This is a genomic window from Pseudomonas sp. MF6396, assembly GCF_002018915.1.
Lineage (GTDB): Bacteria > Pseudomonadota > Gammaproteobacteria > Pseudomonadales > Pseudomonadaceae > Aquipseudomonas > Aquipseudomonas palmensis.
Window position 1 is genome coordinate 1 of sequence record NZ_MVOK01000037.1, and the last position, 24,390, is coordinate 24,390.

Consider the following 24,390-nt stretch of genomic DNA (forward strand, 5'->3'; position numbering starts at 1 on the left):
CAATCACATCGCCGACCTCGCCTTCGGCGTGGCAGCTGACTACATGTATCACCTTTGATGAACGCATTGCCTGGCTCCTGATTGATTGGGGCTGCTGCGCCGCCCATCGCCGGTCAAGCCCGCCCCCACAGATTCAGTGAGGCCCTTGTGGGAGCAAGCTTGACCCGCGATTGGGTGCGCGCGGTCAGCCCTTTTTCTGGGTATGCATGTGGTCGCGCCCCGCCAGCGTCGGGAACAGCTTGATCCACACGCCCGTCACCACCAGCGTGCCCACCCCGCCCAGCACCACAGCCGGCACGGTGCCGAACCAGTGCGCCGTGACCCCGGACTCGAACTCGCCCAGCTGGTTCGAGGCGCCGATGAACAACCCGTTCACCGCGCTTACCCGACCACGCATCTCGTCCGGCGTCTCCAGTTGCACGAACGCGCTGCGGATCACCATGCTGATCATGTCCGCCGCGCCCAGCACCGCCAGCACCGCCAGCGAGAACCAGAACGAGGTCGACAGGCCGAAGGCAATGGTCGCCACGCCAAAGACCCCCACCGCCGTGAACATCACCCGCCCGACCTTGCGCTCGATGGGGAAGCGCGCCAGCCACACCGACATCAGCAGCGCCCCCACCGCCGGCGCCGAGCGCAACAGGCCCAGGCCCCACGGGCCGGTCAGCAGGATGTCCTTGGCGAACACCGGCAGCAACGCCGTGGCGCCGCCCAGCAGCACGGCGAACAGGTCCAGCGACACCGCGCCGAGCACGTCCGGGCGGCTGCGAATGAAGCGAATGCCCGCCAGCAGCGATTCCAGGCTCGCCCGGCCCCGGTTGGCCGGCTGGCGGGCGGCGCTCAGGCGCAAGGTCAGGCCGCAGGCGATCACGTACAGCACCACGGTCGGGCCATACACCCACACGCTGCCAAAGGCATACAGAAAGCCCCCCAGCGCCGGCGCGACGATGGTCGCCGACTGCATGGCCGAGGCCGACGCGGCCACTGCCCGCGGGAACAGCGCCGAGGGCACCACGTTGGGCAGCAACGCCTGGGTGGCCGGCATCTCGAAAGAGCGCGCACTGCCCAGCAGGAACGCCAGCACGAAGATCAGTTCGCGGGTCACACTGTGGGTGCTGCTGCCCACCACCAGCGCCAGGGCGATCAGCGCCTGGGCGAACTGGCACAGCGCTGCCACCCGGCGCCGGTCATAGCGGTCGGCCACATGCCCGGTGTGCAGCATGAACAGCACCCGCGGGGCGAATTCCACCAGGCCCACCAGGCCCAGGTCGAGCACGTTGCCGGTCAGCTGATAGAGGTGCCAGCCGATGGCCACGGTGAGCATCTGGAAGCCGCTGGCAGTGAAAATTCGTGCGCACCAGAATGCCAGGAAGGGGCGGTGATGGCGCAGCAGAAGCGGGGCATGGTCTGACATGTGCGATACAGAGCCTTTGCGGGGGCGGCGGGGCAGATTATCACCAGTTTGTAACAGCAGGTTGCGAAAGCCGTCATCCCCGTGCGGTAGGCGCACCGATTCGTGTGTGCGTAAAGGGGGTGAGGCAACCGGTCACGCGGCAAACCACCACACAACCATGCGGCCCGTTCAGGACTATGCTTTCAGGCAATCGTTGACCTGGATCAATTGTTGTTTTTGCAACTGTTTCAAATGCAACGATGTGGCCGGAGGGCCGAATTCCCTGCGATTGCAAGTTTTCAGAACAATTCCAACTCGCCGCACTCAATGACGTAGGGGCAGTTGGCGCCAAGGCCGTGACCCTGACGCCGGATAACCTGACAGAGGAAGCACTATGTTCGGATTAGAGGCTCTAGATCTCGCCCGAATCCAGTTTGCGTTTACGATCTCTTTCCACATCCTGTTCCCGGCCATCACCATCGGCCTGGCGAGTTACCTGGCGGTGCTCGAAGGCCTGTGGCTCAAGACCCACAACAGCGTCTACCGCGACCTGTACCACTTCTGGTCGAAGATCTTTGCCGTCAACTTCGGCATGGGCGTGGTCTCCGGCCTGGTCATGGCGTACCAGTTCGGCACCAACTGGAGCCGCTTCTCGGACTTCGCCGGCTCGATCACCGGGCCGTTGCTGACCTATGAGGTGCTCACCGCGTTCTTCCTCGAAGCGGGCTTTCTGGGGGTCATGCTGTTCGGCTGGAACAAGGTCGGGCGCGGCCTGCACTTCTTCGCCACCATCATGGTCGCCGTCGGCACGCTGATCTCCACCTTCTGGATCCTGGCGTCCAACAGCTGGATGCAGACCCCGCAAGGTTATGAAATCGTCAACGGCGTGGTGATCCCGGTCGACTGGTTCGCGGTGATCTTCAACCCGTCCTTCCCCTACCGCCTGGCGCACATGGCCACGGCAGCATTCGTGGCCACGGCCTTCTTCGTCGGCGCCTCGGCCGCCTGGCACCTGCTGCGCGGCAAGGACAACCCGGCGATTCGCAAGATGCTCTCGATGGCCATGTGGATGGCGCTGATCGTGGCGCCGGTGCAGGCGGTGATCGGCGACTTCCACGGGCTCAACACCCTCAAGCACCAGCCGGTGAAGATCGCCGCCATCGAAGGCCACTGGGAAAACGTCGGCGACGAGCCGACCCCGCTGATCCTGTTCGGCATCCCCGACATGAAGAACGAGACCACCCACTTCAAGCTGGAGATCCCGGCGCTGGGCAGCCTGATCCTGACCCACAGCCTGGACAAGCAGGTGCCGGCGATGAAGGAGTTCCCGCCTGAAGACCGGCCCAACTCCACCGTGGTGTTCTGGTCGTTCCGCATCATGGTCGGGCTGGGCATGCTGATGATCGCCGTGGGCCTGTGGAGCCTGTGGCTGCGCAAGCGCGGCACCCTGTACAGCTCGCGCCCGTTCCTCTACCTGACCCTGTGGATGGGCCCGTCCGGGCTGATCGCGATCCTGGCCGGCTGGTTCACCACCGAGGTCGGTCGCCAGCCGTGGGTGGTGTACGGGCTGATGCGTACCGCCGATGGCGTGTCCAACCACAGCTATGCGCAACTGGGCATCACCCTGGTGATGTTCGTGGTGGTGTACTTCGCGCTGTTCGGCGCGGGGCTCGGCTACATGATGCGTCTGGTGCGCAAGGGGCCGGAAACCGGCGAGGGCGACGCGCCGACCCATGGTGGGCCTGGCCAGCAACGCACCCCGGCGCGGCCGTTGTCGGCTGCCGACGACGACCATGCCGACGACCACGCCAGCCTGAGCAAGGGGAACTGACTCATGGGTATTGATCTTCCGCTTATCTGGGCCGTGATCATCATCTTCGGCATCATGATGTACGTGGTGATGGACGGCTTCGACCTGGGCATTGGCATCCTGTTTCCCTTCGTCAAGGGCGAGCGCGACCGCGATGTGATGATGAACACCGTCGCCCCGGTCTGGGACGGCAACGAGACCTGGCTGGTGCTGGGCGGGGCGGCGCTGTTCGGCGCCTTCCCGCTGGCCTATGCGGTGGTGCTCTCGGCGCTGTACCTGCCGTTGATGCTGATGCTGATGGGGCTGATCTTCCGTGGCGTGGCCTTCGAGTTCCGCTTCAAGGCCAAGGCCGACAAGCGCCACCTGTGGGACAAGGCGTTCATCGGCGGTTCGCTGGCCGCGACCTTCTTCCAGGGCGTGGCACTGGGCGCATTCATCGAAGGCTTCAAGGTGGTCGAACGCAACTACGCAGGCGGCTCGCTGGACTGGCTGACGCCGTTCAGCCTGTTCTGCGGGGTGGGGCTGATCGTGGCCTATGCCTTGCTCGGCTGCACCTGGCTGATCATGAAGACCGAAGGCTCGTTGCAGAGCAAGATGCATGACCTGGCACGCCCACTGGCCTTCGTGCTGCTGGCCGTGACCGGTGTGGTGAGTATCTGGACGCCGCTGGCGCATCCGGACATCGCCACGCGCTGGTTCAGCCTGCCCAACCTGTTCTGGTTCCTGCCGGTGCCGATCCTGGTGCTGGTCACCCTGTACGGGCTGGTGCGGGCGGTGGCACGCCATGCCCACTACACCCCGTTCCTGCTGACGTTGGTGCTGATCTTCCTGGGCTACAGCGGGCTGGGCATCAGCCTGTGGCCGAACATCATCCCGCCGTCGATCTCGATCTGGGACGCCGCAGCGCCGCCGCAGAGCCAGGGCTTCATGCTGGTGGGCACGCTGTTCATCATCCCGTTTATCCTGGGCTACACCTTCTGGAGCTACTACGTGTTCCGCGGCAAGGTGACCCACGACGACGGCTATCACTAGGAGGGCCTGGCAATGACTGGCAAAGACACCTTCGAACCGGAGAAAAAGCCGCTGATGCAGCGCCTGGGCTGGCTGCTGCTGATCTGGGCAGTGAGCGTGGCAAGCCTGGCCGTGGTGGCCTGGCTGATGCGGATGTTCATGGCGGCGGCGGGCTTGAGTACCCACTGAGCCAAGGTATTTCCCATCCCGCCCTGGGCGGGTTTACACCCTGCGCCGCGTGAGCTGCGCAGGGTTTTTTTTGCCTGTCTCGGCCGCCTGGCGCAGGAGCCGCTTGCCGGCGAAGGTGTCGGCTCCGTACCCGGCCTACTTGCGCGCCTTGAGCACCACGAACTTCGGCGTGGCTGCCACCTGCTCCACTCCCCGGAACAATCGCGCCAGCTTGCTGTGATAGCCCAGGTGCCGATTGCCCACGATGTACAGCGCCCCGCCCACCACCAGTGCCTCGCGTGCCTGCTGGAACATGCGCCAGGCGAGAAAGTCCCCCACTACCTGCTGCTGGTGAAACGGCGGGTTGCACAGCACCACGTCCAGGGACTGCGGTGCCTGCCCGGCCAGCCCGTCGTCGGCGCGCACCGTCACGGCTCGCTCGCCCAGCGCCGCCTGCCAGTTCTGCTCGGCCGACTGCACCGCCATGTACGACTCGTCCACCAGGGTGTAGTGCGCCTGCGGGTTGGCCAGCGCGCTGACGATGCCCAGCACGCCGTTGCCGCAGCCAAGGTCGGCCACCCGCGCATCGCCCAGGTCGCGGGGCAGGTGTGGCAGGAAGGCACGGGTACCGATATCCAGCCCTTCGCGGCAGAACACATTGGCGTGGTTCACCAGCTCCAGCGGTGGTTGCTCCAGCTGATAACGGGTGGGGTAGGGCGAGGCTGCCGCCGCCCTGGGCTCGGCCGTGGCGATCAGCAGGCGCGCCTTCTTGCGCGCCAGCGATGCCTGCACCGGGCCGATGTACTTCTCCAGCAGGTCGCCGGCTGCCCGTGGCAGGTGCTTGATCATCGCCCCGGCGATTACCTGCGCGCCGGGTGCCAACTGGCCCTGCAGCCGGATCAACTGCTCTTCGAGCAGCGCCAGGGTCTTGGGTACGCGCACCAGCACCCGGTCGAACGGCCCCTGCCAATGCTGGCTGGCGGTGATGAAGGGCACGCTGTCGAATGCCTGGCCATTGCGCACCAGGTTCTTCTCCAGTGCCAGCCGGGCCAGGTAGGAGTCGCCGCTGCCCAGCACCTGGGCATGGGCGCGCAGGCTGATGGCCAGTGCGCCGAAGCTGTCGTTGAGTACCAGTACCCGGCTCGTGGCAGGCAGCGCCTGCGCGGCCAGGTGTTCGAGCAGGTACTCGTCGGCCGCGTCGAAGGCCTGCAAGGGGTCGTTGGCGTATTCGGGCTGGCGAAGCAGCTCGAGCTCGGCGAAGGGGGTGATCAACAGGGGCATGGCGTAGGGCTCTGGGCTTTGGCGCGCGCGCTGGGGCTTGGCGCTGGACGGGCGCAGATTCTACAGCGTTTTTGCAGGTGGGGAGGGGGGTGTTGGCGAGCAGAACCTCAGATCAACCCGTACTGGGTGGCGATGGCGACCGCGCTGGTCTTGTTGGTGGTGTTGAGTTTGCTGGTGATGCTGCGGATATGAAAATTGACCGTGCTTCTGGACAGCGTGAGGATGCAACTGATGTCTTCGGCAGTCTTGCCGGCAGCGGTCCACTGCAGCACCTCGCGTTCCCGGGGCGAGAGTGCCTGCACACGGGCCTTGGGCGGATGCAACTTGGCAACCATCAGGGTGTGCAGCAGGTTGCACAGCCACAGGGTCTGGGCCGACTTTTCGTACAGTTCCGCCATGCTCACTTCGCCCTGCCGGCGTGATACGCACAGCACGCTTTCGTTGCCGCGCAGGTCCTGGGTGCCCTGGCTCCAACCATGGCACAGGCCATGTTCGCACGCCGTCTGTCGCAACTCGGGGGCTTGCTTGTACAACTGCGGGGACCACAGCACCGGCATGTTCGAATGATGGCAATGCACAAGCACCGGGTCGATGCGCTCGTACTCGTTCTTCTTGTAGAGCTCGTTCCATTCGGCCGGGTAGTTGTTGAACATCATGACCTGCGGGCCTTCGGCGACCGTCCTGCCGTTCAGGCGGTATGCCAGAAACTCCATGTCCAGTTGCTCGGCCAGTGACAGTGCAGTGGCAAACATCTGTTGCTGGTTTTCCTCCTGCGTCAGTTGTTGCAACTGCTCCTGCTTCCAATATGGCATTTGAGCCTCCGTGCACCTTTGCAATTTAGTCACCCTGGATCGAGTGTAGGAAAAGTCGCACGTTGTTCTAGGTTTTTTTTGCTATAGAAATGTTCCAGTGCTCTACATAAAAATAGGGTTGTACAACCCGCGTTACATGTTTTGTTACGTGGTTGAAACACATGAGCGTAATGCCATTACATCGCGGCGGTGTTTATCCCGTCAGCTTTGCGCGACACTGTGTTTACCTGAATTGTGGAGCACACCATGACTGCCAGTGCGGAGAAGTTCACCCGCCAGACCCTGCTCGATGTCCAGCCGCTGACCCCCAACCTGTTCAGCCTGCGCGTAACCCGTGATCCCGGTTTTCGATTCCGGGCCGGCCAGTTTGCTCGCCTGGGCGTGACCCGTGCCGATGGCAGCGTGGTGTGGCGGGCGTACTCGATGGTCTCGTCGCCGTTCGACGAGTACCTGGACTTTTTCTCGATCGTCGTCCCCGGCGGCGAGTTCACCAGTGAGCTGAGCCGGCTGCGCGAGGGTGACCAACTGTTGATCGACCGCCAGGCGTTCGGTTTCCTGACCCTCGATCGCTTCGCCGACGGGCGGGACCTGTGGTTGCTGGCGACCGGTACCGGCATTGCACCCTTCATGTCGATACTGCAGGACTTCGAAGCCTGGGAGCGGTTCGACACCATCAAGCTGGTCTATTCGGTGCGCGAAGCCAGGGAGCTCGCCTATCAGCAGGAGATCGCCGGCCTGGAGCAGCGCGACTACCTGGCCGAACATGCGGGCAAGCTGCAGTTCATTCCGGTGGTCACCCGCGAGCAACACCCGGGTGCGCTGAACGGGCGTATCACCACCCTGATCGAGAACGGCGAACTGGAGCGTGCGGCCGGCCTGGCGCTGACCCCCGAACATTCGCGGGTGATGCTCTGCGGCAACCCGCAGATGATCGACGACACCCGCCAGGTGCTCAAGGCGCGTGATCTTCAACTGAGCCTCAGCCGCCGGCCGGGCCAGGTGGCGGTGGAAAACTACTGGTAGACAGCACAACGGCGCCCGAAGGCGCCGTTACGGTCAGGCAGGCCCGATTCAGGGCTGCTGGTTCTGCGCCTTGAGCAGGTCGCGAATTTCGCCCAGCAGTTCGTCTTCCTTGGTGGGTACCGGCGGCAGGGTCGGGGCCACCGCTTCTTCGCGCTTGAGGCGGTTGATCACCTTCACGCCCATGAAGATCGCGAAGGCCACGATCAGAAAGTCGATCACCGTCTGGATGAACTTGCCATAGGCCAGCACCACCGCCGGCGCGTCACCCTCGGCCGCCTTGAGCACCACCGCCAGATCACTGAAGTCCACTCCACCGATCAGCAGGCCCAAGGGTGGCATCACCACATCGCCAACAAACGATGAAACGATTTTGCCGAACGCGGCGCCGATGATGATACCGACGGCCATGTCGACCACGTTGCCCTTGACCGCGAAGGCCTTGAATTCACTGATCACGCCCATGGTTTATTCCCTGTAACAGATGAGATTGGTCATCGCAGTGTAAATCAGCTATGCGCTTCATGCTCCGCGTTGCAGTAAAAGACCCCGGCTATGCCGAATAGTTTTGTCGCCCAGGCGGCGCCCCGCAGCTGGGTCGGCTCGGCTATCATGGCCCCTTTTTCCAGGAGACTGCCCCATGGCCAAGGCCAAGCGCATGTACGGCTGCACCGAGTGCGGCGCGACCTTTCCCAAGTGGGCGGGCCAGTGCGGCGAATGCGGCGCGTGGAACACCCTGGTCGAGACCATGATCGAAAGTGGCGGCGCTGCGGCGCCTGCCGGGCGCACCGGCTGGGCCGGGCAACAGGCGCAGATCAAGACCCTGGCCGAGGTCAGTGTCGAGGAGATCCCGCGTTTCAGCACCGCCAGCGCCGAGCTGGACCGCGTGCTCGGTGGCGGCCTGGTCGATGGATCGGTGGTGCTGATTGGTGGTGACCCGGGCATCGGCAAGTCCACCATCCTGCTGCAGACCCTGTGCAACATTGCCACGCGCATGCCGGCGCTGTACGTCACCGGGGAAGAATCCCAGCAGCAGGTGGCCATGCGTGCCCGTCGCCTGGGCCTGCCGCAGGATCAGTTGCGGGTGATGACCGAGACCTGCATCGAAACCATCATTGCCACCGCGCGGGTCGAAAAGCCCAAGGTGATGGTGATCGACTCCATCCAGACCATCTTCACCGAACAGTTGCAGTCGGCGCCCGGTGGCGTGTCGCAGGTACGCGAGAGTGCCGCCTTGCTGGTGCGCTATGCCAAGCAGAGCGGCACGGCGATCTTCCTGGTCGGCCACGTGACCAAGGAGGGCGCGTTGGCCGGGCCGCGGGTACTGGAACACATGGTCGACACCGTGCTGTATTTCGAGGGCGAGTCCGACGGTCGCCTGCGCCTGCTGCGCGCGGTGAAGAACCGCTTTGGTGCGGTCAACGAGCTGGGCGTGTTCGGCATGACCGACCGCGGCCTCAAGGAAGTCTCCAACCCGTCGGCGATCTTCCTCACCCGTGCCCAGGAGGAAGTGCCGGGCAGCGTGGTGATGGCCACCTGGGAAGGTACCCGGCCGATGCTGGTGGAGGTGCAGGCGCTGGTGGATGAAAGCCACATGGCCAACCCGCGCCGTGTGACCCTGGGCCTGGACCAGAACCGCCTGGCCATGTTGCTGGCGGTGCTGCATCGCCATGGCGGCATCCCCACCCACGACCAGGATGTGTTCCTAAACGTGGTGGGCGGGGTCAAGGTACTGGAGACCGCGTCGGACCTGGCCTTGATGGCGGCGGTGATGTCGAGCTTGCGCAACCGCCCGCTGCCACACGACCTGCTGGTGTTCGGCGAGGTGGGCCTGTCTGGTGAAGTGCGCCCGGTGCCGAGCGGGCAGGAGCGCCTGAAGGAGGCCGCCAAGCACGGCTTCAAGCGCGCCATCGTGCCCAAGGGCAACGCGCCCAAGGAAGCGCCGCCGGGGCTGCAGGTGATTGCGGTGACGCGCCTGGAGCAGGCGTTGGATGCGTTGTTTGAATAAAATGTAATCAATTTGCCATGATGGCTAATTGGCGCCATTGTTCTGTCTCTCTACTGTCGCGCCTTCGTTTTTTGCTTCCAGGGATGGGAAGATGGCGTTTTTGGTATCTGGCACAAAGCTGTCCTGCTTCTGGCTGTTGTTGGGCATCCTTGCTGACCCTGTATCGGCCGCGAGCTTGCCGGGTGACCAGGAACTGATTCGCGAGCGTCAGGGGCGGTTGCTTGAAGAGCAGCAGCGGCGCCTGCAGGAACTCAAGGAGCTGCCTGGCAGCACCGCCCCAACCCAGACTGCACCGGCGCCGGCCGATGCCCGCTGCTTTATTAAATATGGAGTTTTGCGATGAGTCTTACTATCTTGGAGTTTGCAAGATCGTATGTAGCAGGAAGACTGACAGCCAAAGTTTTTTCTGAGGCGTATATTGAGCTTTGGAAAATTGAGCGAGATAGGAATGTCCTTCAGCTCGATGAGCCTTCGTTGAGCGAGTGCTTGTCCAGCATTTTTTGTGCTGCGGATATGTACGAGCCAGATGAATCAAGGGAAGAGTATGAGCTTGACGATGAAATGCTTAAATCTAAGGTCGCGAGCTTGATGCAAAAAATAGTCACTGATTAGTTTGTGCAAAAGCAACCTCTCCTCTCGCAACAGATCTTGGGAAGGCTTCATTTGATGCTGCTAATGGGGGCCTAACAATGTACTTCCCGAAAGTGACGATGAATGCCGGTGAGGTCATATTTGACGACTTTACTGTTGGTACATCGAAAGGTTTTATTGGCAATGGTCCCGGTGGGGCTGCCGAGTTAGTTGGGCCGCTTAAAAAAACTCCTACAATATATCCAATCTCAAGGAGGCAAGACGGTCACTATTAAAGGCTGTTATGCATCAGAGGTAGGCGCAGCATTAGGGGCTGGAAAAGTGGGGGAGCAGTTATCTTTTAGTTTTCCCCGCTACCAAAGAAGGTCTTAAAGTTTTTTGAAGAGTCTCAAATAGATGGGTTATCAAAAAACAGTATGCAAGCATCTTGAAAGTCTTATTGTGTCTGGTTGTGGAGATTATATGTCTCTCAGTTATGATTTAAGTTAGGGGCGTATCGAATAGATTTCGATGGCGGCGTTTTGAAGTTTTTTGAAAAGGATATAATTGTAAGTCGTCAGAAATAAAACATTGAAGTGTTGTGTTCTGATATTTATAAAATTCGCTTTCCGATGGCCAACAGGCACACACAAAAAGGGCCGGTGCACGTGCACCAGCCCTTCCTCATCAACCGAGCACTATCAATGCTCAGCCACCGTCTCTCGCCTCACTATCTGCCCCCCATGCTCATCCTTCTCCAGCAACGGAATCTCCTTGCCCTCGGCATCGAACAGCTTGCCGTCTTCGAAGTAGTCGCCGTCACGCAGCCCGGAAATGTCCGAGTAGTTCAGCGTGCGCTCGGAGGCGGCCACGAACACCGACTGATGATCGGAGTTGCCGGTCTTGAAGTGGTTGAACACCAGGTTCAGCAGAATCGCCATGATCGCCGACGAGCTGATGCCGGAGTGGAAGATGGTCTCGAACCAGTTCGGGAACTGCGCGTAGAAGTTGGGCGCGGCAATCGGGATCATGCCGAAGCCCAGTGAGGCGGCCACGATGATCAGGTTCATGTTGTTGCGGTAGTCCACCTTGGACAGCGTGCGGATACCACTGGCCGCCACGGTGCCGAACAGCACGATCCCCGCGCCACCCAGTACCGAGGTCGGTACGGCGGCAATCACCCGGCCCATGATCGGCAGCAGGCCCAGCACCACCAGGATCACGCCACCGGTAGCCACCACGTAGCGGCTCTTCACCCCGGTCACGGCCACCAGGCCGACGTTCTGGGCGAATGCGCTCTGGGTGAACGAACCGAAGATCGGCGCCAGGATGCTCGAGGCCATGTCGGCACGCAGGCCATCGCCCAGGCGCTTGGAGTCGACCTTGGTGTCGATGATCTCACCTACCGCGAGGATGTCGGCCGAGGTTTCCACCAGGGTCACCATGATCACGATGCACATCGACAGGATGGCCGCGATATGGAAGGTCGGCATGCCGAAGTGGAACGGGGTAGGGAAGGCCACCAGCGGACCTTCGAGCACCTTGCTGAAATCAGCCATGCCCAGCGACCAGGCGATCAGGGTGCCGAACACCATCGCCAGCAGGATCGACAGCCGCGAGATCGCCGCGCTGCCCAGCTTGCTCAGTATCAGCACGATCAGGAAGGTCACCGCCGCCAGGCCGATGTTGGACATGCTGCCGAAGTCCGGTGCCTTGCTGTTGCCGCCCATGACCCAGCGCGCCGCGACCGGCATCAGGGTCAGGCCGATGGTGGTGATCACGATGCCGGTCACCAGTGGCGGGAAGAACTTGGTGATGCGCGAGAACACCGGGGTGATCAGAAACCCGATCAACGAGGCCGCCATCACCGCGCCCAGCACCCCCGGCAGGCCGCCGCCGCCCTCGCTGCTGAGAATCGCGCCCATGGTGGCCACGCCGGCAAACGAAACGCCCTGTACCAGCGGCAACTGGCAACCGAAGAACGGCAGGCCCAGGGTCTGCAGCAGGGTCGCCAGGCCACCGGCAAACAGCGATGCGGCAATCAGCAGGCCGATGTCGGCCGGGCCCAGGCCGGCCGCCTGGCCGAGAATCAGCGGTACCGCGACGATACCGCCGTACATGGTGAGTACGTGTTGCAGCCCGTACGCCAGGTTGGCGCCGAGCCCCAGGTTCTCGTCTTCAGGACGTGATGCCGTGGACGTGTCGGGGGAGGACGTAGTCATGGGAGCAGGTTCTCTGTTTTATTGTTGTGGCGCTACTGTAGACAACTCGTGCCATTCATTGCCAGAACAATTGTATACAATTTTTAGATTGGCACAGGAACAGTCAGGTCATTGGTTTGGGTGCAGGCGTGGATGCAGTTATCGTTCCAACACGCAGCACCAGGCCCGCCAGGGCTGGGTCCGGTGGCATGAACGGCTGTTTGAAAGCTGTCTGGGTGGACAGGAAGGCGGGGCGGGGTCAGGTCGGTAGCGGGCTAAAAGATTTCAAATGTCGATGAGTTGATGGAATTCGCGCTCCAGTTCGGTGCGATCGGCCAGGTTGAGCTCCACCAGGCGGCACAGGTGCTCCAGCGAATCGAGGTCGATGTGCTCGCAGATAAACCCCAGCTGGGTGTCGTCGACATGGCGCAGTTCCACCGTCATGGTGACAAACGCCTCTTCACCCAGGCGTATCTGCGCAGCGAACGGCCGCTCGAGGTCGGCGTCCCAGGCCTTGGGCGCCTCGATCAGCAGGCCCTTGAGCGACAGGTCGAGCAGGTTGACCGGCCAGCGTCGTTCGCCCTGGAGCAGTTCGGTCGGTGCATCGAAGGGTATGCGCTGGAAGCGCCGGCGTTCTGGGTGATCGCTCATGGTGGAGGCCCTTTGCAGTAGAACCTGGCTGGAACCTGACTGACTATAGCTCAGGGCTTGCCAGCATGATCGCGAACGCGCATAACGAGACTGTGGGCGGGGCTGCAGGCTCTAGACCAAAGCAAGTATGGCAATGCGCCAAGACTCGCCCTAGACTCGATGGGCGGTCTTTCATATCCACTAGCTGGAAGCAAACCATGAACAACAATAATAGCCTGCTACGCCATATACCATGGCTGCTGCTGGCAGTCCTGGGGGCCTGTGCGCTGGGTGTGGTTGCCCTGCGCCGTGGCGAAGCGATCAACGCCTTGTGGATTGTGGTTGCCTCGGTAGCCCTCTACCTGGTCGCCTACCGTTACTACAGTCTGTTCATCGCCACCAAGGTGATGCAGCTGGACCCGCGCCGGGCCACCCCGGCGGTGCTCAACAACGATGGTCTGGACTACGTGCCGACCAACAAGCACATCCTGTTCGGTCACCACTTCGCGGCCATCGCCGGCGCTGGCCCGCTGGTGGGCCCGGTACTGGCTGCGCAGATGGGCTATCTGCCCGGTACGCTCTGGCTGATCGCCGGCGTGGTACTGGCCGGTGCAGTGCAGGACTTCATGATCCTGTTCCTGTCCACCCGCCGCAACGGTCGCTCGCTGGGCGACATGGTGCGTGAGGAAATGGGCCGCATTCCCGGCACCATCGCCCTGTTCGGCTGCTTCCTGATCATGATCATCATCCTTGCGGTGCTGGCGCTGATCGTGGTCAAGGCCCTGGCCGAAAGCCCATGGGGCATGTTCACGGTGATGGCGACCATCCCCATCGCGATGTTCATGGGCGTGTACATGCGTTATATCCGCCCGGGCCGCATCGGCGAGATCTCGCTGATCGGTGTGGTGCTGCTGTTGCTGTCCATCTGGCTGGGGGGCCTGGTGGCCGCCGATCCGGTGTGGGGCCCGGCGTTCACCTTCACCGGCGTGCAGATCACCTGGATGCTTGTGGGCTATGGCTTCGTCGCCGCCGTGCTGCCGGTATGGCTGGTGCTGGCGCCGCGTGACTACCTCTCCACCTTCCTCAAGATCGGTACCATCATTGCCCTGGCCATCGGCATCCTGGTGCTGGCGCCCGAGCTGAAGATGCCGGCGCTGACCCAGTTCACCGACGGCACCGGCCCGGTGTGGAAGGGCACCCTGTTCCCGTTCCTGTTCATTACCATCGCCTGTGGCGCGGTATCGGGTTTCCATGCGCTGATCTCCTCGGGCACCACGCCCAAGCTGCTGGACAACGAAGTCAACGCCCGCTACATCGGCTATGGCGGCATGCTGATGGAGTCATTCGTCGCGATCATGGCCATGGTTGCCGCCTCGGTGATCGAGCCGGGCGTGTACTTCGCCATGAACAGCCCGGCCGCGGTGGTCGGTGCCGACGTGGTGTCGGTGGCGCAGACAGTCAGCAGTTGGGGCTTTGCCATCACCCCCGAGCAGCTCGAGGCGGTCGCCCGGGACATCGGCGAGCACACCGTGCTGGCCCGTGCCGGTGGTGCGCCGACCCTGGCGGTGGGTATCGCGCAGATCCTGCACCAGGTACTACCGGGTGAAAACACCATGGCGTTCTGGTACCACTTCGCGATCCTGTTCGAAGCCCTGTTCATCCTCACTGCGGTAGACGCCGGTACGCGTGCCGGGCGCTTCATGCTGCAGGACCTGCTGGGCTCGTTCGTGCCGGCGCTCAAGCGCACCGAGTCGTGGGGCGCCAACCTGCTCGCCACCGCCGGCTGTGTGGCGTTGTGGGGCTACCTGCTGTACCAGGGCGTGATCGACCCGCTGGGTGGCATCAACACCTTGTGGCCGCTGTTCGGCATCTCCAACCAGATGCTGGCCGGTATCGCGCTGATGCTCGGCACCGTGGTGCTGATCAAGATGAAGCGCCAGCAGTACATGTGGGTCACCCTGGTGCCGGCGGTATGGCTGCTGATCTGCACCACCACCGCAGGCTTCATCAAGCTGTTCGACCCGAACCCGGCGGTGGGCTTCCTGGCCCTGGCCAACAAGTACAGCGCGGCGCTGGACGCCGGTCAGGTACTGGCCCCGGCCAAGGACATCGCGCAGATGCAGCACGTGATCTTCAACGCGTACACCAACGCGACGCTGACCGCGCTGTTCCTGTTCGTGGTGTTCAGCATCCTGTTCTTCGCGCTCAAGGTCGGTATCCGCGCCTTGAACAAGAAAGAACGTACCGACAAGGAATCGCCGTTCCAGGCCTTGCCGGACGCGTAAACCAAGAGGATTGCAGACATGTTCAACGATCTCGGTCGACTGGGTAAGTACCTGGGGCAGGCAGCCCGCCTGATGGTCGGCATGCCCGACTACGACAATTACGTCGAGCATATGCAAACCCGGCACCCCGACCTGCCGCCGATGACCTACGAGGAGTTCTTCCGGGAACGCCAGGAGGCGCGTTACGGCGGCAAGGGCGGGCCCAAGTGCTGTTGAAAGACGGCACCGCCCGCGTGTGACAAACCTGTGGGAGCCCGGGCAGCCGGGCTCCCACAGTCATTTCAGTGTTCAGGAGATTTTCCGTGCAACCCATTCCCGTCACCGTGCTCAGCGGTTTTCTGGGGGCCGGCAAGACCACCTTGCTGCGTCACCTGCTCAAGGCCGAGCACGGCCTGAAAATCGCCGTGATCGAAAACGAGTTCAGCGACGCCGGCATCGACACCCAACTGCTGGGCGACGAACCGGTGCAGGTCATGACCCTGGCCAACGGCTGCGTGTGCTGCACCATCCACACCGACCTGACCAAGGCGCTGTTCCTGCTGCTGGAGCGTCTGGACAGCGGCGAAATCGCCTTCGACCGGCTGGTGATCGAGTGCACCGGCCTGGCCGACCCGGCACCGGTGGCGCAGACCTTCTTCATCGACGAAGAGCTGCGCGAGCGCTACATCCTCGACGGCATCATCACCCTGGTGGATGCCGCGCATGCCGACCTGCACCTGACCCAGACCATCGCCCAGGCCCAGGTCGGGTTTGCCGATCGCCTGCTGGTGAGCAAGACCGACCTGGTCGATGCGGCCGCGTTCGAGGCTTTGAGCCAGCGCCTGGCGCGGATCAACCGACGTGCGCCGATCCGTGTGGTGGACAACGGCAGGATCGACCTGGCCGAGATGCTGGATGTGCGCGGGTTCAACCTCAACGCCAGCCTCAACCTGCGGCCTGTTGTGGCGGCGGGCAACAGCCTGGACCGGATCTCCAGCATGGTGCTGCGTACCGATGTGCCGCTGGATATCGACCGGCTGAGCGAGTTCATGAACCAATTGCTGGAGGCGCATGGCAAGCAGCTGTTGCGCTACAAGGGCGTGTTGAACATTGCTGGCGAGGATCGGCGGCTGGTGTTTCAGGGCGTGCTGAAGCTGTATGGCTTCGACTGGGATACCGAGTGGGCCGAAGGTGAACAGCGCGAGAGTGTGATGGTGTTCATTGCCGATGACCTGCCCGAGGCGAAGATTCGCGAGGGGTTCGAGGCCTTGGGTCGCCCCTGAGGGCCCATCGCGGGTCAAGCCCGCTCCCACAGGTTTACTACCCATCTGGAGGGCTATGAAATCCTGTGGGAGCGGGCTTGACCCGCGATGCCACAAAAAAGCCCGGCTGGGAGCCGGGCTTTTTCACATCAGGTACCTGCGATCAGTTGCCGTACACCGGCAGCTTGGCGCAGATGGCCTTGACCTTCTCGCGAACGGCGTCGATCACCGCTTCGTTGTTCAGGTCGTCCAGGATGTCGCAGATCCAGCCCGCCAGTTCCTTGCACTCTGCTTCCTTGAAGCCGCGAGTGGTCACGGCCGGGGTGCCGAAGCGCAGGCCGGAAGTGACGAACGGGGAGCGTGGGTCGTTTGGCACGGAGTTCTTGTTGACGGTGATGAAGGCTTTGCCCAGGGCAGCGTCTGCGTCCTTGCCGGAGATTTCCTGCTTGATCAGCGACAGCAGGAACAGGTGGTTTTCAGTACCGCCCGACACCACGTCGAAGCCGCGCTCGATGAACACGCCGGCCATGGCCTGGGCGTTCTTCACCACTTGCTGCTGGTAGGCCTTGAACTCAGGCTGCAGCGCTTCCTTGAAGCAGATCGCCTTGGCCGCGATCACGTGCTCCAGCGGGCCGCCCTGGGCACCCGGGAATACGGCGGAGTTCAGCTTCTTCTCGATGTCGGCGTTGGCACGGGCCAGGATCAGGCCGCCACGTGGACCGCGCAGGGTCTTGTGGGTGGTGGTGGTGACCACGTCGGCGAACGGCACCGGGTTCGGGTACACGCCAGCGGCGACCAGGCCAGCCACGTGGGCCATGTCGACGAACAGGTAGGCACCGACCTTGTCGGCGATTTCGCGGAAGCGCGGGAAGTCCAGCACCTGCGAGTAGGCCGAGAAACCGGCCACGATCATTTTCGGCTTGTGCTCGACCGCCAGGCGCTCGACTTCGTCGTAGTCGATCAGGCCGTTGGCGTCGATGCCGTACTGGATGGCGTTGTACAGCTTGCCCGAGGACGACACGGCCGCGCCGTGGGTCAGGTGGCCGCCGTGGGCCAGGCTCATGCCCAGGATGGTGTCACCGGCCGACAGCAGGGCCAGGTAGACGGCAGCGTTGGCCTGGGAACCGGCGTGCGGCTGCACGTTGGCGTAGTCGGCGCCGAACAGCTGCTTGGCGCGGTCGATGGCCAGTTGCTCGACCACGTCGACGTATTCGCAGCCACCGTAGTAGCGCTTGCCCGGGTAGCCTTCGGCGTACTTGTTGGTCAGTACCGAGCCTTGAGCTTCCATCACCGCAGGGCTGGTGTAGTTTTCCGAAGCGATCAGCTCAATGTGCTCTTCCTGGCGCTGAGCTTCTTGCTCCATGGCGGCAAAGAGATCGGCGTCGTACTTGGCAATGGTCAAATCACGGCTGAACATGGCGGTCCTCAAGGATCGTGCTGAAATAGGCGGGCATTCTACCTCATCGGCTTTTGTCTGGCATATGAAAGGGCATCATGTCGCAGACAAGCGGGGCTCATTCAGGCTCGGTGTGAACTTATCGCGGGTCAAGCCCGCTCCCACAGGTCTGGTATCCGCTCTCGGGGGCCGAGAACATCCTGTGGGAGCGGGCTTGACCCGCGATGCGTCATTCGAACATGAACAACGTTTCGTTGCTGAATTGCGCCTCGAACTGGTTGGCCGGCATCGGCCGCCCGAACAGGTAGCCCTGCACCTCGTCGCAGCCGTGCTCGCGCAGAAACTCCAGTTGCTCATGGGTCTCCACACCCTCGGCGATCACCGCCAGGTTCAGGCTGTGGGCCATGGCGATGATGGCGCGGGCGATCTGCGCATCCTGCTCGCCCTCGGGCAGACCGTCGACGAAGGTGCGGTCGATCTTGAGCACGTCGATGGGGAACTGCTTGAGGTAGTTGAGCGACGAGTAGCCGGTGCCGAAGTCGTCCACCGCAATGCTCAGCCCCAGATTCTTCAGGCTGTCGAGGATCACCATCGCCTCGTTGACCTCGCGCATCAGGATGCTTTCGGTCAGTTCCAGCTCCAGGCACGCCGGCGGCAGCCCGGTATCGGCCAGGATGGTGGCGATGCGCGTGCCCAGTTGGCCATCGGAGAACTGGCGCGCCGAAATGTTCACCGACACCTTGGGCACTCGCACCTTGGCCTGGTGCCAGGCCTTGAGCTGGCGGCAGGCTTCGCTGATGACCCAGTCGCCCACGTCCACCACCAGCCCCAGTTCCTCGATCACCGGGATGAAGTCGCCCGGCGGCACCAGCCCGCGGCGCGGGTGGCGCCAGCGCAGCAGGGCCTCGGCACCGGTCAGGCGCTTGCCGTCGCCGCTGAACTGCGGCTGATAGTAGAGGATGAACTCGTTCTGCTCCAGCGCATGACGCAGGTCGCTTTCCAGCTCCAGGCGCTCCAGCGCACTGGCGTTCATGTCGGCCTGGTAGAACTGGAAGTTGTTCTTGCCGCGCTCCTTGGCGTGGTACATCGCGGTGTCGGCGTTCTTCATCAGCTGGCTCAGCTCGCTGCCGTCCTGCGGGCTGAGGGCGATGCCGATGCTGGCAGTGACGAAGAACTCGCGGTTCTCCAGCACGAACGGTCGCACCAGGCTGCCCAGGATCTGCTCGGCCACGTGGATCGCGCGGTTGAGCGCGATTTCGCGGGTGGCCTTGGGTTGCAGCAGCAAGGTGAATTCGTCGCCGCCCATGCGTGCCACGGTGTCGTCGTCGTGTACGCAGTCGAGCAGGCGTTCGGCCATGTCCTTGAGCATGCGATCGCCTGCGGCATGCCCCAGGGAGTCGTTGATCGGCTTGAAACGGTCCAGGTCCAGGAACATCAGCACCACCCAGGCCTTCTGCCGCTCGGCCTGCTGCAGCGCGGTGTGCAGGCGGTCCTGGAACAGCGTGCGGTTGGGCAGGTGGGTCAGGGCGTCGTAGTAGGCCAGGCGGTGAATGCGCTGTTCGCTGGCCTTGCGCTCGCTGATGTCGGTGAAGAAGCACACGTAGCTGGCCAGGTCACCCTCGTCGTCGAGTACCGCGGTGATGCCGACCCACGCCGGGTAGTGCTCGCCGCTGCGGCGCTTGAGCCAGACCTCGCCTTCCCAGGTGCCGCGCTGGTGCAGTTGCTTGAGCACGTAGTTGAGGTGGGCTTCCTGCTGTTCGTCGACGGTGAGCAGGCTCGGCAACTGGTCGAGCACGTCGCTCACCGCGTAGCCGCTGACCCGGCTGAAGGCTTCGTTGGCCTGCACGATGTAGCCGGCCGGGTCGGTGATCAGGATCGCCGAGGTGGAATGCTCGAACACCGTGGCGGCCATGCGCAGGTCTTTCTCGGCGCGGCGTTGCTGGCTGATGTCGCGGCCGACGCCCAGGATGCCCTCGAAATGGTTGTGCTCGTCCCACACCAGTACCACGCGCAGCTCGATCGGGATCTTGCGGCCGTCGGCGCGCAGACAGTCGAACAGGAACAGCTGGGTGGTCACCTCGGTGCGCAGGCGCTCCAGCGCGGTGGGTTCCTCGAGGGCCCGCTTGACCCGTTCGAACAGGGTGAACACGCCGGTCAGCTGCGCCGGGTTGGCAATGGTCGACTGCCAGCCGTTGGCGAAGATCCACGGCACGTCGTAGCCCAGTACCGTCTGCACCGAAGGGCTGACGTAGTTGAGCTGCAACTGCGGGTCGGTGGAGAAGATCACGTCGCTGATGCTCTCGGCGAGCATGCGGTAGCGCTGCTCGCTGTCACGCAGCGACTCGCTCGCCTCGATCTGGTCGGTGACGTCCTTGCCCACCCCGATGATGCGCAGCACCGTGCCGTCAGGGTCGCGGGTCAGGGCCTGTTCGCGAATGTCGTAGCGCCGCCAGCTCTGGTCGTGGTGAAGAAAACGCAGTTGGCAATGCAACTGCTCCACATAGCCGCTCTGGCGCTGCTGCTGGCGCATCTGGCGAAACAGCTCGGCGTCCTGCGGGTGCAGCAGCACCTCCCAGAAGTACTCGCCCATCTGCGCCAGCTCGCTGCGCGAATAGCCCAGGGTCTGGCCCAGGTGGCGGTTGCTGAAGATCATGCGCAGGCTGTGCACATCCTGCACGTACAGCTGGTCGGGCACGGTGCGCACCACGTCCGACCAGAAGCTTTCGCGCTCCAGCAGCGACAGCTCCACGCGCTTGCGGCTGGTGATATCGCTGATGCTCAGGATCACGGCCTGGTAGTCACGCCGTGCCTGGGGGAAGCGCACCATCAGCCACAGGTGCTGGTCCTGGCCCTGGGGGTCGCTGAGCCGCACTTCCAGCTCCAGCAGGCGCAGGTCCTGCACCACTGCCTCGACCAACTGCATGCCCACCCCGTCGGCGCCCGGCGAGTGGCCTTCGATCAGGCGCTGCCAGGCGCTCTCGCAACAGCCGGCGCCCAGCAGTTGCAGGGCCACCTGATTGACTTCGGTAACCTTCAGCTCGCCCAGCAGGCTGTGGCGCAGCGATACATCCCGGGCCAGGCGCTGGGCCAGCTCGGCTGTGCTGCGCAGGCGCAGGCGTTCCAGCAGTTCGGTCAGCCCCGACAGGTCGAGTACGCACAAGGCCACGCCCGTGCCTTCGAAGATGTCCTGATAGCGTCGCCGACCTTCCTGCAGGGCGCGGTGGCGGCGGCGCATGCTGATCAGCGCCAGCAGCGGGATCAGCGCGCACACCAGGCCCAGCACGCACTTGCCGATCAAGGCCGGCAGCAGTTGCTGGCGGCTGTAGGCGGCATCGAACAGGCCGCGCAGTTGCCAGTCGCTGTTGTCCAGGTACGCCAGCAGCACGCTTTGCGGCGGCTCGATGCTGGCGTCGCGCGCATCGAGCGGCGGCGCGTGGCGATCGATGACCTGGGCCGTGCGGCTGTTTTCCAGCAGCCACAGCGGTGGCGCGGCGTGGTCCAGGGGTTGGCTCAGTTGCTGGTAGTACTCCGGGGCCAGGCGCAGCAGCCAATAGCCACGGGTGTCGCTGTCGGGGTGCTGCAGCAGCAGGTAGACCAGGCTGTTGTCGTCGCTGTTGCTGAAGTAGTACGGGCGCTCCTGGCCCAGGTGCAGCAGCTCCTGGAGCGCCTTGCGGTCGGCACTGATGCCCGCGCTGTCGCGCAGCAACGCGCCCTGGGCGTCCACCCACACCAGGCTGCGCAGGGCGGGCAGGCGTGCGTGCAGGTGTTCGAGCAGCTGCGGCAGGTCGGTGACGGCCGGTGCGGCAGGGTAGGGTTGCAGCAGGGTGAGGGCTTTTTGCGCGTTCAATGCCAGGCTCAGGTTGAGCTGGCTGGCCAGTTCGGCACTTGCATCCAGGCTCTGCTGGCGGCGATCGGCCTGGGTATGGCGGAACTGCTCGAACACTTGCCAGAACAGCAGCGCGAGCAACAGCAGCACCAGGATGGCCAACGCGCCTTTGAGCGAGCCACGCAAGGGCGAACCGGACGCACTCGTGGCTTTGCGCGGGGATGAAGGCTGAGTCAGATTGGTCAAACGCTGTTCCTGCGTGAGGCTGTGGCAGGTGATCGCTACGCAGCGACAAGCGGCGCAGTGTGCGGTAGTCCTGTCGCATCCCGGTTCCAGGCGCGCACTATAAGCTGCACGCCCGAAGGGCGGCTAGCATGCCTTGAAGTGTGGCAAAGTGCCAGTCCTGTTCGTCAGCGGAATGGTTTCCTGCTTTTTGATACAAATTGCACACGCTGTGTTGATTGCAATGTGCCATTTCCCTAACTAGGATGTGCCCCCTCACTTAAGGCAGCGAACCCACGGATGGGTGTTTGACGCTGTTTTGGTAGGCCCCGTGCCGCCTGGGCTTTTTCGGTCGGCGCGGGGCCTGCAGTCCAACTACAGGCCAAGGATGTCCTACTCAAGCAAGTTGCACGCTCGTTACCACGAGGTTGCCCGGCAGGCTGTATCACCAGACTGTTTTGCGGGCGAGGACGTGCGTTTTTCCAGTGAGTACGAAGCACTGGAAGGCGAGTTGAACAAGGCTCAGTCCGTTCACGAGAGCGGCCAGATCGACTGGCTTCGCGTGCTCGAGAACAGCGAGACGCTGCTGCGCACACAGTCCAAGGACCTGCGGGTTGCCGCCTGGTTGACGTGGGCGTTGTATCAACGCGAATCCTTCCCGGGCCTGCTGGCCGGCGTGGGGCTGTTGCAGCACCTGTGCGAGCAGCACTGGGCGCAGGTGCACCCGGCCAAGCCACGCACGCGGGCCGCGGCCATCGGCTGGCTGGTGCCGCGCCTGGAGCAGGTACTGGGTGAAAATGTCGCGATCAAGGAGCAACTGGCGCTGTTCCGCCGCCTGGTCGACAGCCTGCAGGCGCTCGATGCAGCCCTGACCACGCACCTGGGCGATGAGGCGCCGCTGTTGCTGCCGTTGTGCCGACGCCTGTCGAGCATGGTGCAACGTGCTGCCGACAATCAGCCCGAACCCGGTGCCGTGGGCGCGGTCGTGGCCCAGGTCAAGCAGGCCGCCACCCAGTTGCTCACCCCCGGCGCCCCCGTCGACAGCGAAAAAGACGCGCACAAGGTGTTACGCACCCTGCAGGATGGCGCTCGACCGTTATCGAACTGGTGGCTCAAGCAGAAGGCCACCGACGTGCGCGCCTTGCGCCTCAACCGCACGCTGCTGTGGTTGCAGATCGACGCGGTGCCCGAGCGCAATGCCGAACAGGTGACCGTGCTGCGCGGGTTGCCGGTCGACCGCCTGAAGATCTACCAGGAACGCTTTGCCAACGGCCAGTACGCCGACCTGCTGATGGAGCTCGAGGCCAGCCTGGCCAAGTCGCCGTTCTGGTTCGACGGCCAGCGCATGGTCTGGGAGTGCCTGCTGGAGCTCAACGCCGAGCAGGGCATGCGCGAGGTGGAGTTCCACTTCGCGCAACTGCTGCAGCGCCTGCCCGGGGTGGTGGAGCTGCGCTTTCATGACGGCACGCCGTTTGCCGACCCGGCGACGCGGGGCTGGATCAACGCCAGCGTCATGCCGCACCTGCAGAGCACCAGCGCACCGCGCAAGGTCGAGACCGACCTCGCGGCCAGCCTGCCACCCTGGGAGCTGGCCCTGGAGGCGGTGCTGCCCGTGCTGCGCAAGGACGGCCTCAAGCCTGCCGTGCAGATACTCAAGCAGGGCATGCAGGCGGCTCAAGGCGGGCGTGTGCGCTTTTTCTGGCAGCTCAGCCAGGCGCGGCTGTGCTTTCTGGCCAAGAAGTACGAACTGGCCAAGACCCAGCTCGAAGCCCTAGATCACGAACTGCAACAGGCCGGCCTGCATCAGTGGGAGCCGGACCTGGCACTGGAAGTACTGCGTCTGCTGCACAGCTGTTGTGAGCTGCTGCCGCAGAACCACGCCGTGCGCGAACGCAAGGATGAGGTTTATCGCAGGCTGTGCCACCTCGACCTCGAAGTGGTACTCGACTAGGCCCCCGGGCCGCAAACGCAAGGAGAAAAGCCATGGCCAAAGAAGGCTCGGTAGCCCCCAAGGAACGCATCAACGTCACGTTCAAACCTGCCACGGGCGGCGCCCAGGAAGAAATCGAACTGCCCTTGAAGCTGCTCGCGATCGGTGACTACACCCAGCGTCCGGACGAACGCAAGGTAGAGGACCGCAAGCCCATCAGCATCGACAAGATGACGTTTGACGAAGTGCTCGCCAAGCAGGAGTTGAGCCTGACCCTCAGCGTGCCCAACCGCCTGCAGGACGACGAAAGCGCCAGCGATGAGCTGGGCATCAGCCTGCGGGTCAACTCCATGAAGGACTTCAACCCGGCCAGCCTGGTCGAGCAGGTGCCAGAGCTCAAGAAGCTGATGGAACTGCGCGATGCGCTGGTGGCACTCAAGGGCCCACTGGGCAACGCACCGGCTTTTCGCAAGGCCATCGAAGGCGTGCTCGCCGACGATGAGTCGCGCACCCGCGTACTCGGCGAACTGGGCCTGAGCGCCACGCCGACCACCGACGCTTGAGCCTCCCCCGTCAAGGAAGAACA

General features: G+C 63.3%; 20 protein-coding genes. 12 read left to right on the plus strand and 8 right to left on the minus strand.

Features of this window, described 5'->3' with window-relative positions; all coding sequences use genetic code 11:
• Positions 1-184 precede the first annotated feature (184 nt).
• On the minus strand, positions 185-1,414 hold the full coding sequence (locus MF6396_RS25610; protein ID WP_043860579.1) for an MFS transporter: 1,230 nt from the start codon (positions 1,412-1,414) through the stop codon (positions 185-187).
• 373 nt (positions 1,415-1,787) lie between these two features.
• Here MF6396_RS25610 and MF6396_RS25615 point away from each other — a divergent pair, with 373 nt between their 5' ends.
• From MF6396_RS25615 to MF6396_RS25625, 3 genes are read left to right on the plus strand one after another with little or no spacing between them, the layout of a single operon-like run.
• Entirely contained in the window at positions 1,788-3,224 is a 1,437-nt protein-coding gene (locus MF6396_RS25615; RefSeq protein ID WP_078481817.1) for a cytochrome ubiquinol oxidase subunit I, read from the plus strand.
• 3 nt (positions 3,225-3,227) lie between these two features.
• Positions 3,228-4,235: a cytochrome d ubiquinol oxidase subunit II gene (gene cydB, locus MF6396_RS25620; RefSeq protein ID WP_078481818.1), complete on the plus strand. Its 1,008-nt coding sequence runs from the start codon at positions 3,228-3,230 to the stop codon at positions 4,233-4,235.
• Positions 4,236-4,247: 12 nt separating this feature from the next.
• Positions 4,248-4,403: a DUF2474 domain-containing protein gene (locus tag MF6396_RS25625; protein WP_043860576.1), complete on the plus strand. Its 156-nt coding sequence runs from the start codon at positions 4,248-4,250 to the stop codon at positions 4,401-4,403.
• A gap of 135 nt (positions 4,404-4,538) precedes the next feature.
• On the opposite strand, the gene MF6396_RS25630 is transcribed toward MF6396_RS25625, so the two are convergent.
• Both MF6396_RS25630 and MF6396_RS25635 read right to left on the minus strand, forming a co-directional pair.
• A complete protein-coding gene (locus MF6396_RS25630) occupies positions 4,539-5,663 on the minus strand; it encodes a methyltransferase (protein WP_078481819.1) in 1,125 nt (374 codons plus the stop codon).
• 107 nt (positions 5,664-5,770) lie between these two features.
• Positions 5,771-6,475, minus strand: coding sequence for an autoinducer binding domain-containing protein (locus tag MF6396_RS25635; RefSeq protein ID WP_078481820.1), 705 nt, complete (start codon positions 6,473-6,475; stop codon positions 5,771-5,773).
• 246 nt (positions 6,476-6,721) lie between these two features.
• On the opposite strand from MF6396_RS25635, the gene MF6396_RS25640 reads away from it, so the two are divergent.
• Complete coding sequence (locus MF6396_RS25640) at positions 6,722-7,498, plus strand: ferredoxin--NADP reductase (protein ID WP_043860573.1); 777 nt, start codon at positions 6,722-6,724, stop codon at positions 7,496-7,498.
• Between the two features lie 48 nt (positions 7,499-7,546).
• Here the strand turns inward: MF6396_RS25640 and mscL are convergent, their stop codons facing one another.
• Positions 7,547-7,960, minus strand: a complete 414-nt coding sequence (gene mscL, locus MF6396_RS25645) for a large-conductance mechanosensitive channel protein MscL (RefSeq protein WP_078481821.1) — start codon at positions 7,958-7,960, stop codon at positions 7,547-7,549.
• A 175-nt stretch (positions 7,961-8,135) separates the two neighbouring features.
• Between mscL and radA the strand changes: the two genes are divergently transcribed.
• From radA to MF6396_RS25660, 3 genes are all read left to right on the plus strand, one after another.
• Entirely contained in the window at positions 8,136-9,503 is a 1,368-nt protein-coding gene (radA, locus tag MF6396_RS25650) for a DNA repair protein RadA (RefSeq protein ID WP_054916566.1), read from the plus strand.
• Between the two features lie 91 nt (positions 9,504-9,594).
• Complete coding sequence (locus tag MF6396_RS25655; protein WP_078481822.1) at positions 9,595-9,846, plus strand: hypothetical protein; 252 nt, start codon at positions 9,595-9,597, stop codon at positions 9,844-9,846.
• Positions 9,843-10,115 (plus strand): colicin immunity domain-containing protein, encoded by a 273-nt coding sequence (locus MF6396_RS25660; protein ID WP_058540735.1) that lies wholly within the window; start codon positions 9,843-9,845, stop codon positions 10,113-10,115. Before MF6396_RS25655 ends, MF6396_RS25660 begins: the two co-directional genes overlap by 4 nt.
• Before the next feature lie 659 nt (positions 10,116-10,774).
• Here the strand turns inward: MF6396_RS25660 and MF6396_RS25665 are convergent.
• Together MF6396_RS25665 and MF6396_RS25670 are read right to left on the minus strand one after the other, a co-directional pair.
• On the minus strand, positions 10,775-12,295 hold the full coding sequence (locus MF6396_RS25665; protein ID WP_054916569.1) for a nucleobase:cation symporter-2 family protein: 1,521 nt from the start codon (positions 12,293-12,295) through the stop codon (positions 10,775-10,777).
• Positions 12,296-12,559: 264 nt separating this feature from the next.
• Positions 12,560-12,925 carry a PilZ domain-containing protein gene (locus MF6396_RS25670; protein WP_058540734.1) on the minus strand — a complete coding sequence of 122 codons (366 nt, stop codon included), beginning with the start codon at positions 12,923-12,925 and terminating at the stop codon, positions 12,560-12,562.
• Between the two features lie 197 nt (positions 12,926-13,122).
• Between MF6396_RS25670 and MF6396_RS25675 the strand changes: the two genes are divergently transcribed.
• The 3 genes from MF6396_RS25675 (at position 13,123) to yjiA (ending at position 16,451) form a co-directional block, all read left to right on the plus strand.
• Positions 13,123-15,189 (plus strand): carbon starvation CstA family protein, encoded by a 2,067-nt coding sequence (locus MF6396_RS25675; protein ID WP_043860566.1) that lies wholly within the window; start codon positions 13,123-13,125, stop codon positions 15,187-15,189.
• An 18-nt stretch (positions 15,190-15,207) separates the two neighbouring features.
• Positions 15,208-15,405 carry a YbdD/YjiX family protein gene (locus MF6396_RS25680; RefSeq protein WP_043860565.1) on the plus strand — a complete coding sequence of 66 codons (198 nt, stop codon included), beginning with the start codon at positions 15,208-15,210 and terminating at the stop codon, positions 15,403-15,405.
• A gap of 62 nt (positions 15,406-15,467) precedes the next feature.
• The gene (yjiA, locus tag MF6396_RS25685; protein WP_162484866.1) at positions 15,468-16,451 is read left to right on the plus strand and encodes a GTPase; all 984 of its coding nucleotides are present in this window, start codon (positions 15,468-15,470) and stop codon (positions 16,449-16,451) included.
• Positions 16,452-16,593: 142 nt separating this feature from the next.
• Here yjiA and glyA read toward each other — a convergent pair whose 3' ends face one another.
• The gene (glyA, locus tag MF6396_RS25690) at positions 16,594-17,847 is read right to left on the minus strand and encodes a serine hydroxymethyltransferase (protein ID WP_043860563.1); all 1,254 of its coding nucleotides are present in this window, start codon (positions 17,845-17,847) and stop codon (positions 16,594-16,596) included.
• Positions 17,848-18,055: 208 nt separating this feature from the next.
• Positions 18,056-21,898, minus strand: a complete 3,843-nt coding sequence (locus MF6396_RS25695) for a sensor domain-containing protein (protein ID WP_078481823.1) — start codon at positions 21,896-21,898, stop codon at positions 18,056-18,058.
• A gap of 364 nt (positions 21,899-22,262) precedes the next feature.
• On the opposite strand from MF6396_RS25695, the gene tssA reads away from it, so the two are divergent.
• Both tssA and tssB read left to right on the plus strand, forming a co-directional pair.
• Positions 22,263-23,825 carry a type VI secretion system protein TssA gene (gene tssA / locus MF6396_RS25700; RefSeq protein WP_078481824.1) on the plus strand — a complete coding sequence of 521 codons (1,563 nt, stop codon included), beginning with the start codon at positions 22,263-22,265 and terminating at the stop codon, positions 23,823-23,825.
• Between the two features lie 32 nt (positions 23,826-23,857).
• On the plus strand, positions 23,858-24,367 hold the full coding sequence (tssB, locus tag MF6396_RS25705) for a type VI secretion system contractile sheath small subunit (RefSeq protein ID WP_043860560.1): 510 nt from the start codon (positions 23,858-23,860) through the stop codon (positions 24,365-24,367).
• Positions 24,368-24,390: the final 23 nt, after the last annotated feature.

What these genes read in the sequence shown, in the direction of transcription:
- MF6396_RS25610 (WP_043860579.1), bottom strand. Translation starts at nt 1,414, where the DNA reads ATGTCAGACCATGCCCCGCTTCTGCTGCGCCATCACCGCCCCTTCCTG.
- MF6396_RS25615 (WP_078481817.1), top strand. Translation starts at nt 1,788, where the DNA reads ATGTTCGGATTAGAGGCTCTAGATCTCGCCCGAATCCAGTTTGCGTTT.
- cydB (WP_078481818.1), top strand. Translation starts at nt 3,228, where the DNA reads ATGGGTATTGATCTTCCGCTTATCTGGGCCGTGATCATCATCTTCGGC.
- MF6396_RS25625 (WP_043860576.1), top strand. Translation starts at nt 4,248, where the DNA reads ATGACTGGCAAAGACACCTTCGAACCGGAGAAAAAGCCGCTGATGCAG.
- MF6396_RS25630 (WP_078481819.1), bottom strand. Translation starts at nt 5,663, where the DNA reads ATGCCCCTGTTGATCACCCCCTTCGCCGAGCTCGAGCTGCTTCGCCAG.
- MF6396_RS25635 (WP_078481820.1), bottom strand. Translation starts at nt 6,475, where the DNA reads ATGCCATATTGGAAGCAGGAGCAGTTGCAACAACTGACGCAGGAGGAA.
- MF6396_RS25640 (WP_043860573.1), top strand. Translation starts at nt 6,722, where the DNA reads ATGACTGCCAGTGCGGAGAAGTTCACCCGCCAGACCCTGCTCGATGTC.
- mscL (WP_078481821.1), bottom strand. Translation starts at nt 7,960, where the DNA reads ATGGGCGTGATCAGTGAATTCAAGGCCTTCGCGGTCAAGGGCAACGTG.
- radA (WP_054916566.1), top strand. Translation starts at nt 8,136, where the DNA reads ATGGCCAAGGCCAAGCGCATGTACGGCTGCACCGAGTGCGGCGCGACC.
- MF6396_RS25655 (WP_078481822.1), top strand. Translation starts at nt 9,595, where the DNA reads ATGGCGTTTTTGGTATCTGGCACAAAGCTGTCCTGCTTCTGGCTGTTG.
- MF6396_RS25660 (WP_058540735.1), top strand. Translation starts at nt 9,843, where the DNA reads ATGAGTCTTACTATCTTGGAGTTTGCAAGATCGTATGTAGCAGGAAGA.
- MF6396_RS25665 (WP_054916569.1), bottom strand. Translation starts at nt 12,295, where the DNA reads ATGACTACGTCCTCCCCCGACACGTCCACGGCATCACGTCCTGAAGAC.
- MF6396_RS25670 (WP_058540734.1), bottom strand. Translation starts at nt 12,925, where the DNA reads ATGAGCGATCACCCAGAACGCCGGCGCTTCCAGCGCATACCCTTCGAT.
- MF6396_RS25675 (WP_043860566.1), top strand. Translation starts at nt 13,123, where the DNA reads ATGAACAACAATAATAGCCTGCTACGCCATATACCATGGCTGCTGCTG.
- MF6396_RS25680 (WP_043860565.1), top strand. Translation starts at nt 15,208, where the DNA reads ATGTTCAACGATCTCGGTCGACTGGGTAAGTACCTGGGGCAGGCAGCC.
- glyA (WP_043860563.1), bottom strand. Translation starts at nt 17,847, where the DNA reads ATGTTCAGCCGTGATTTGACCATTGCCAAGTACGACGCCGATCTCTTT.
- tssA (WP_078481824.1), top strand. Translation starts at nt 22,263, where the DNA reads ATGTCCTACTCAAGCAAGTTGCACGCTCGTTACCACGAGGTTGCCCGG.
- tssB (WP_043860560.1), top strand. Translation starts at nt 23,858, where the DNA reads ATGGCCAAAGAAGGCTCGGTAGCCCCCAAGGAACGCATCAACGTCACG.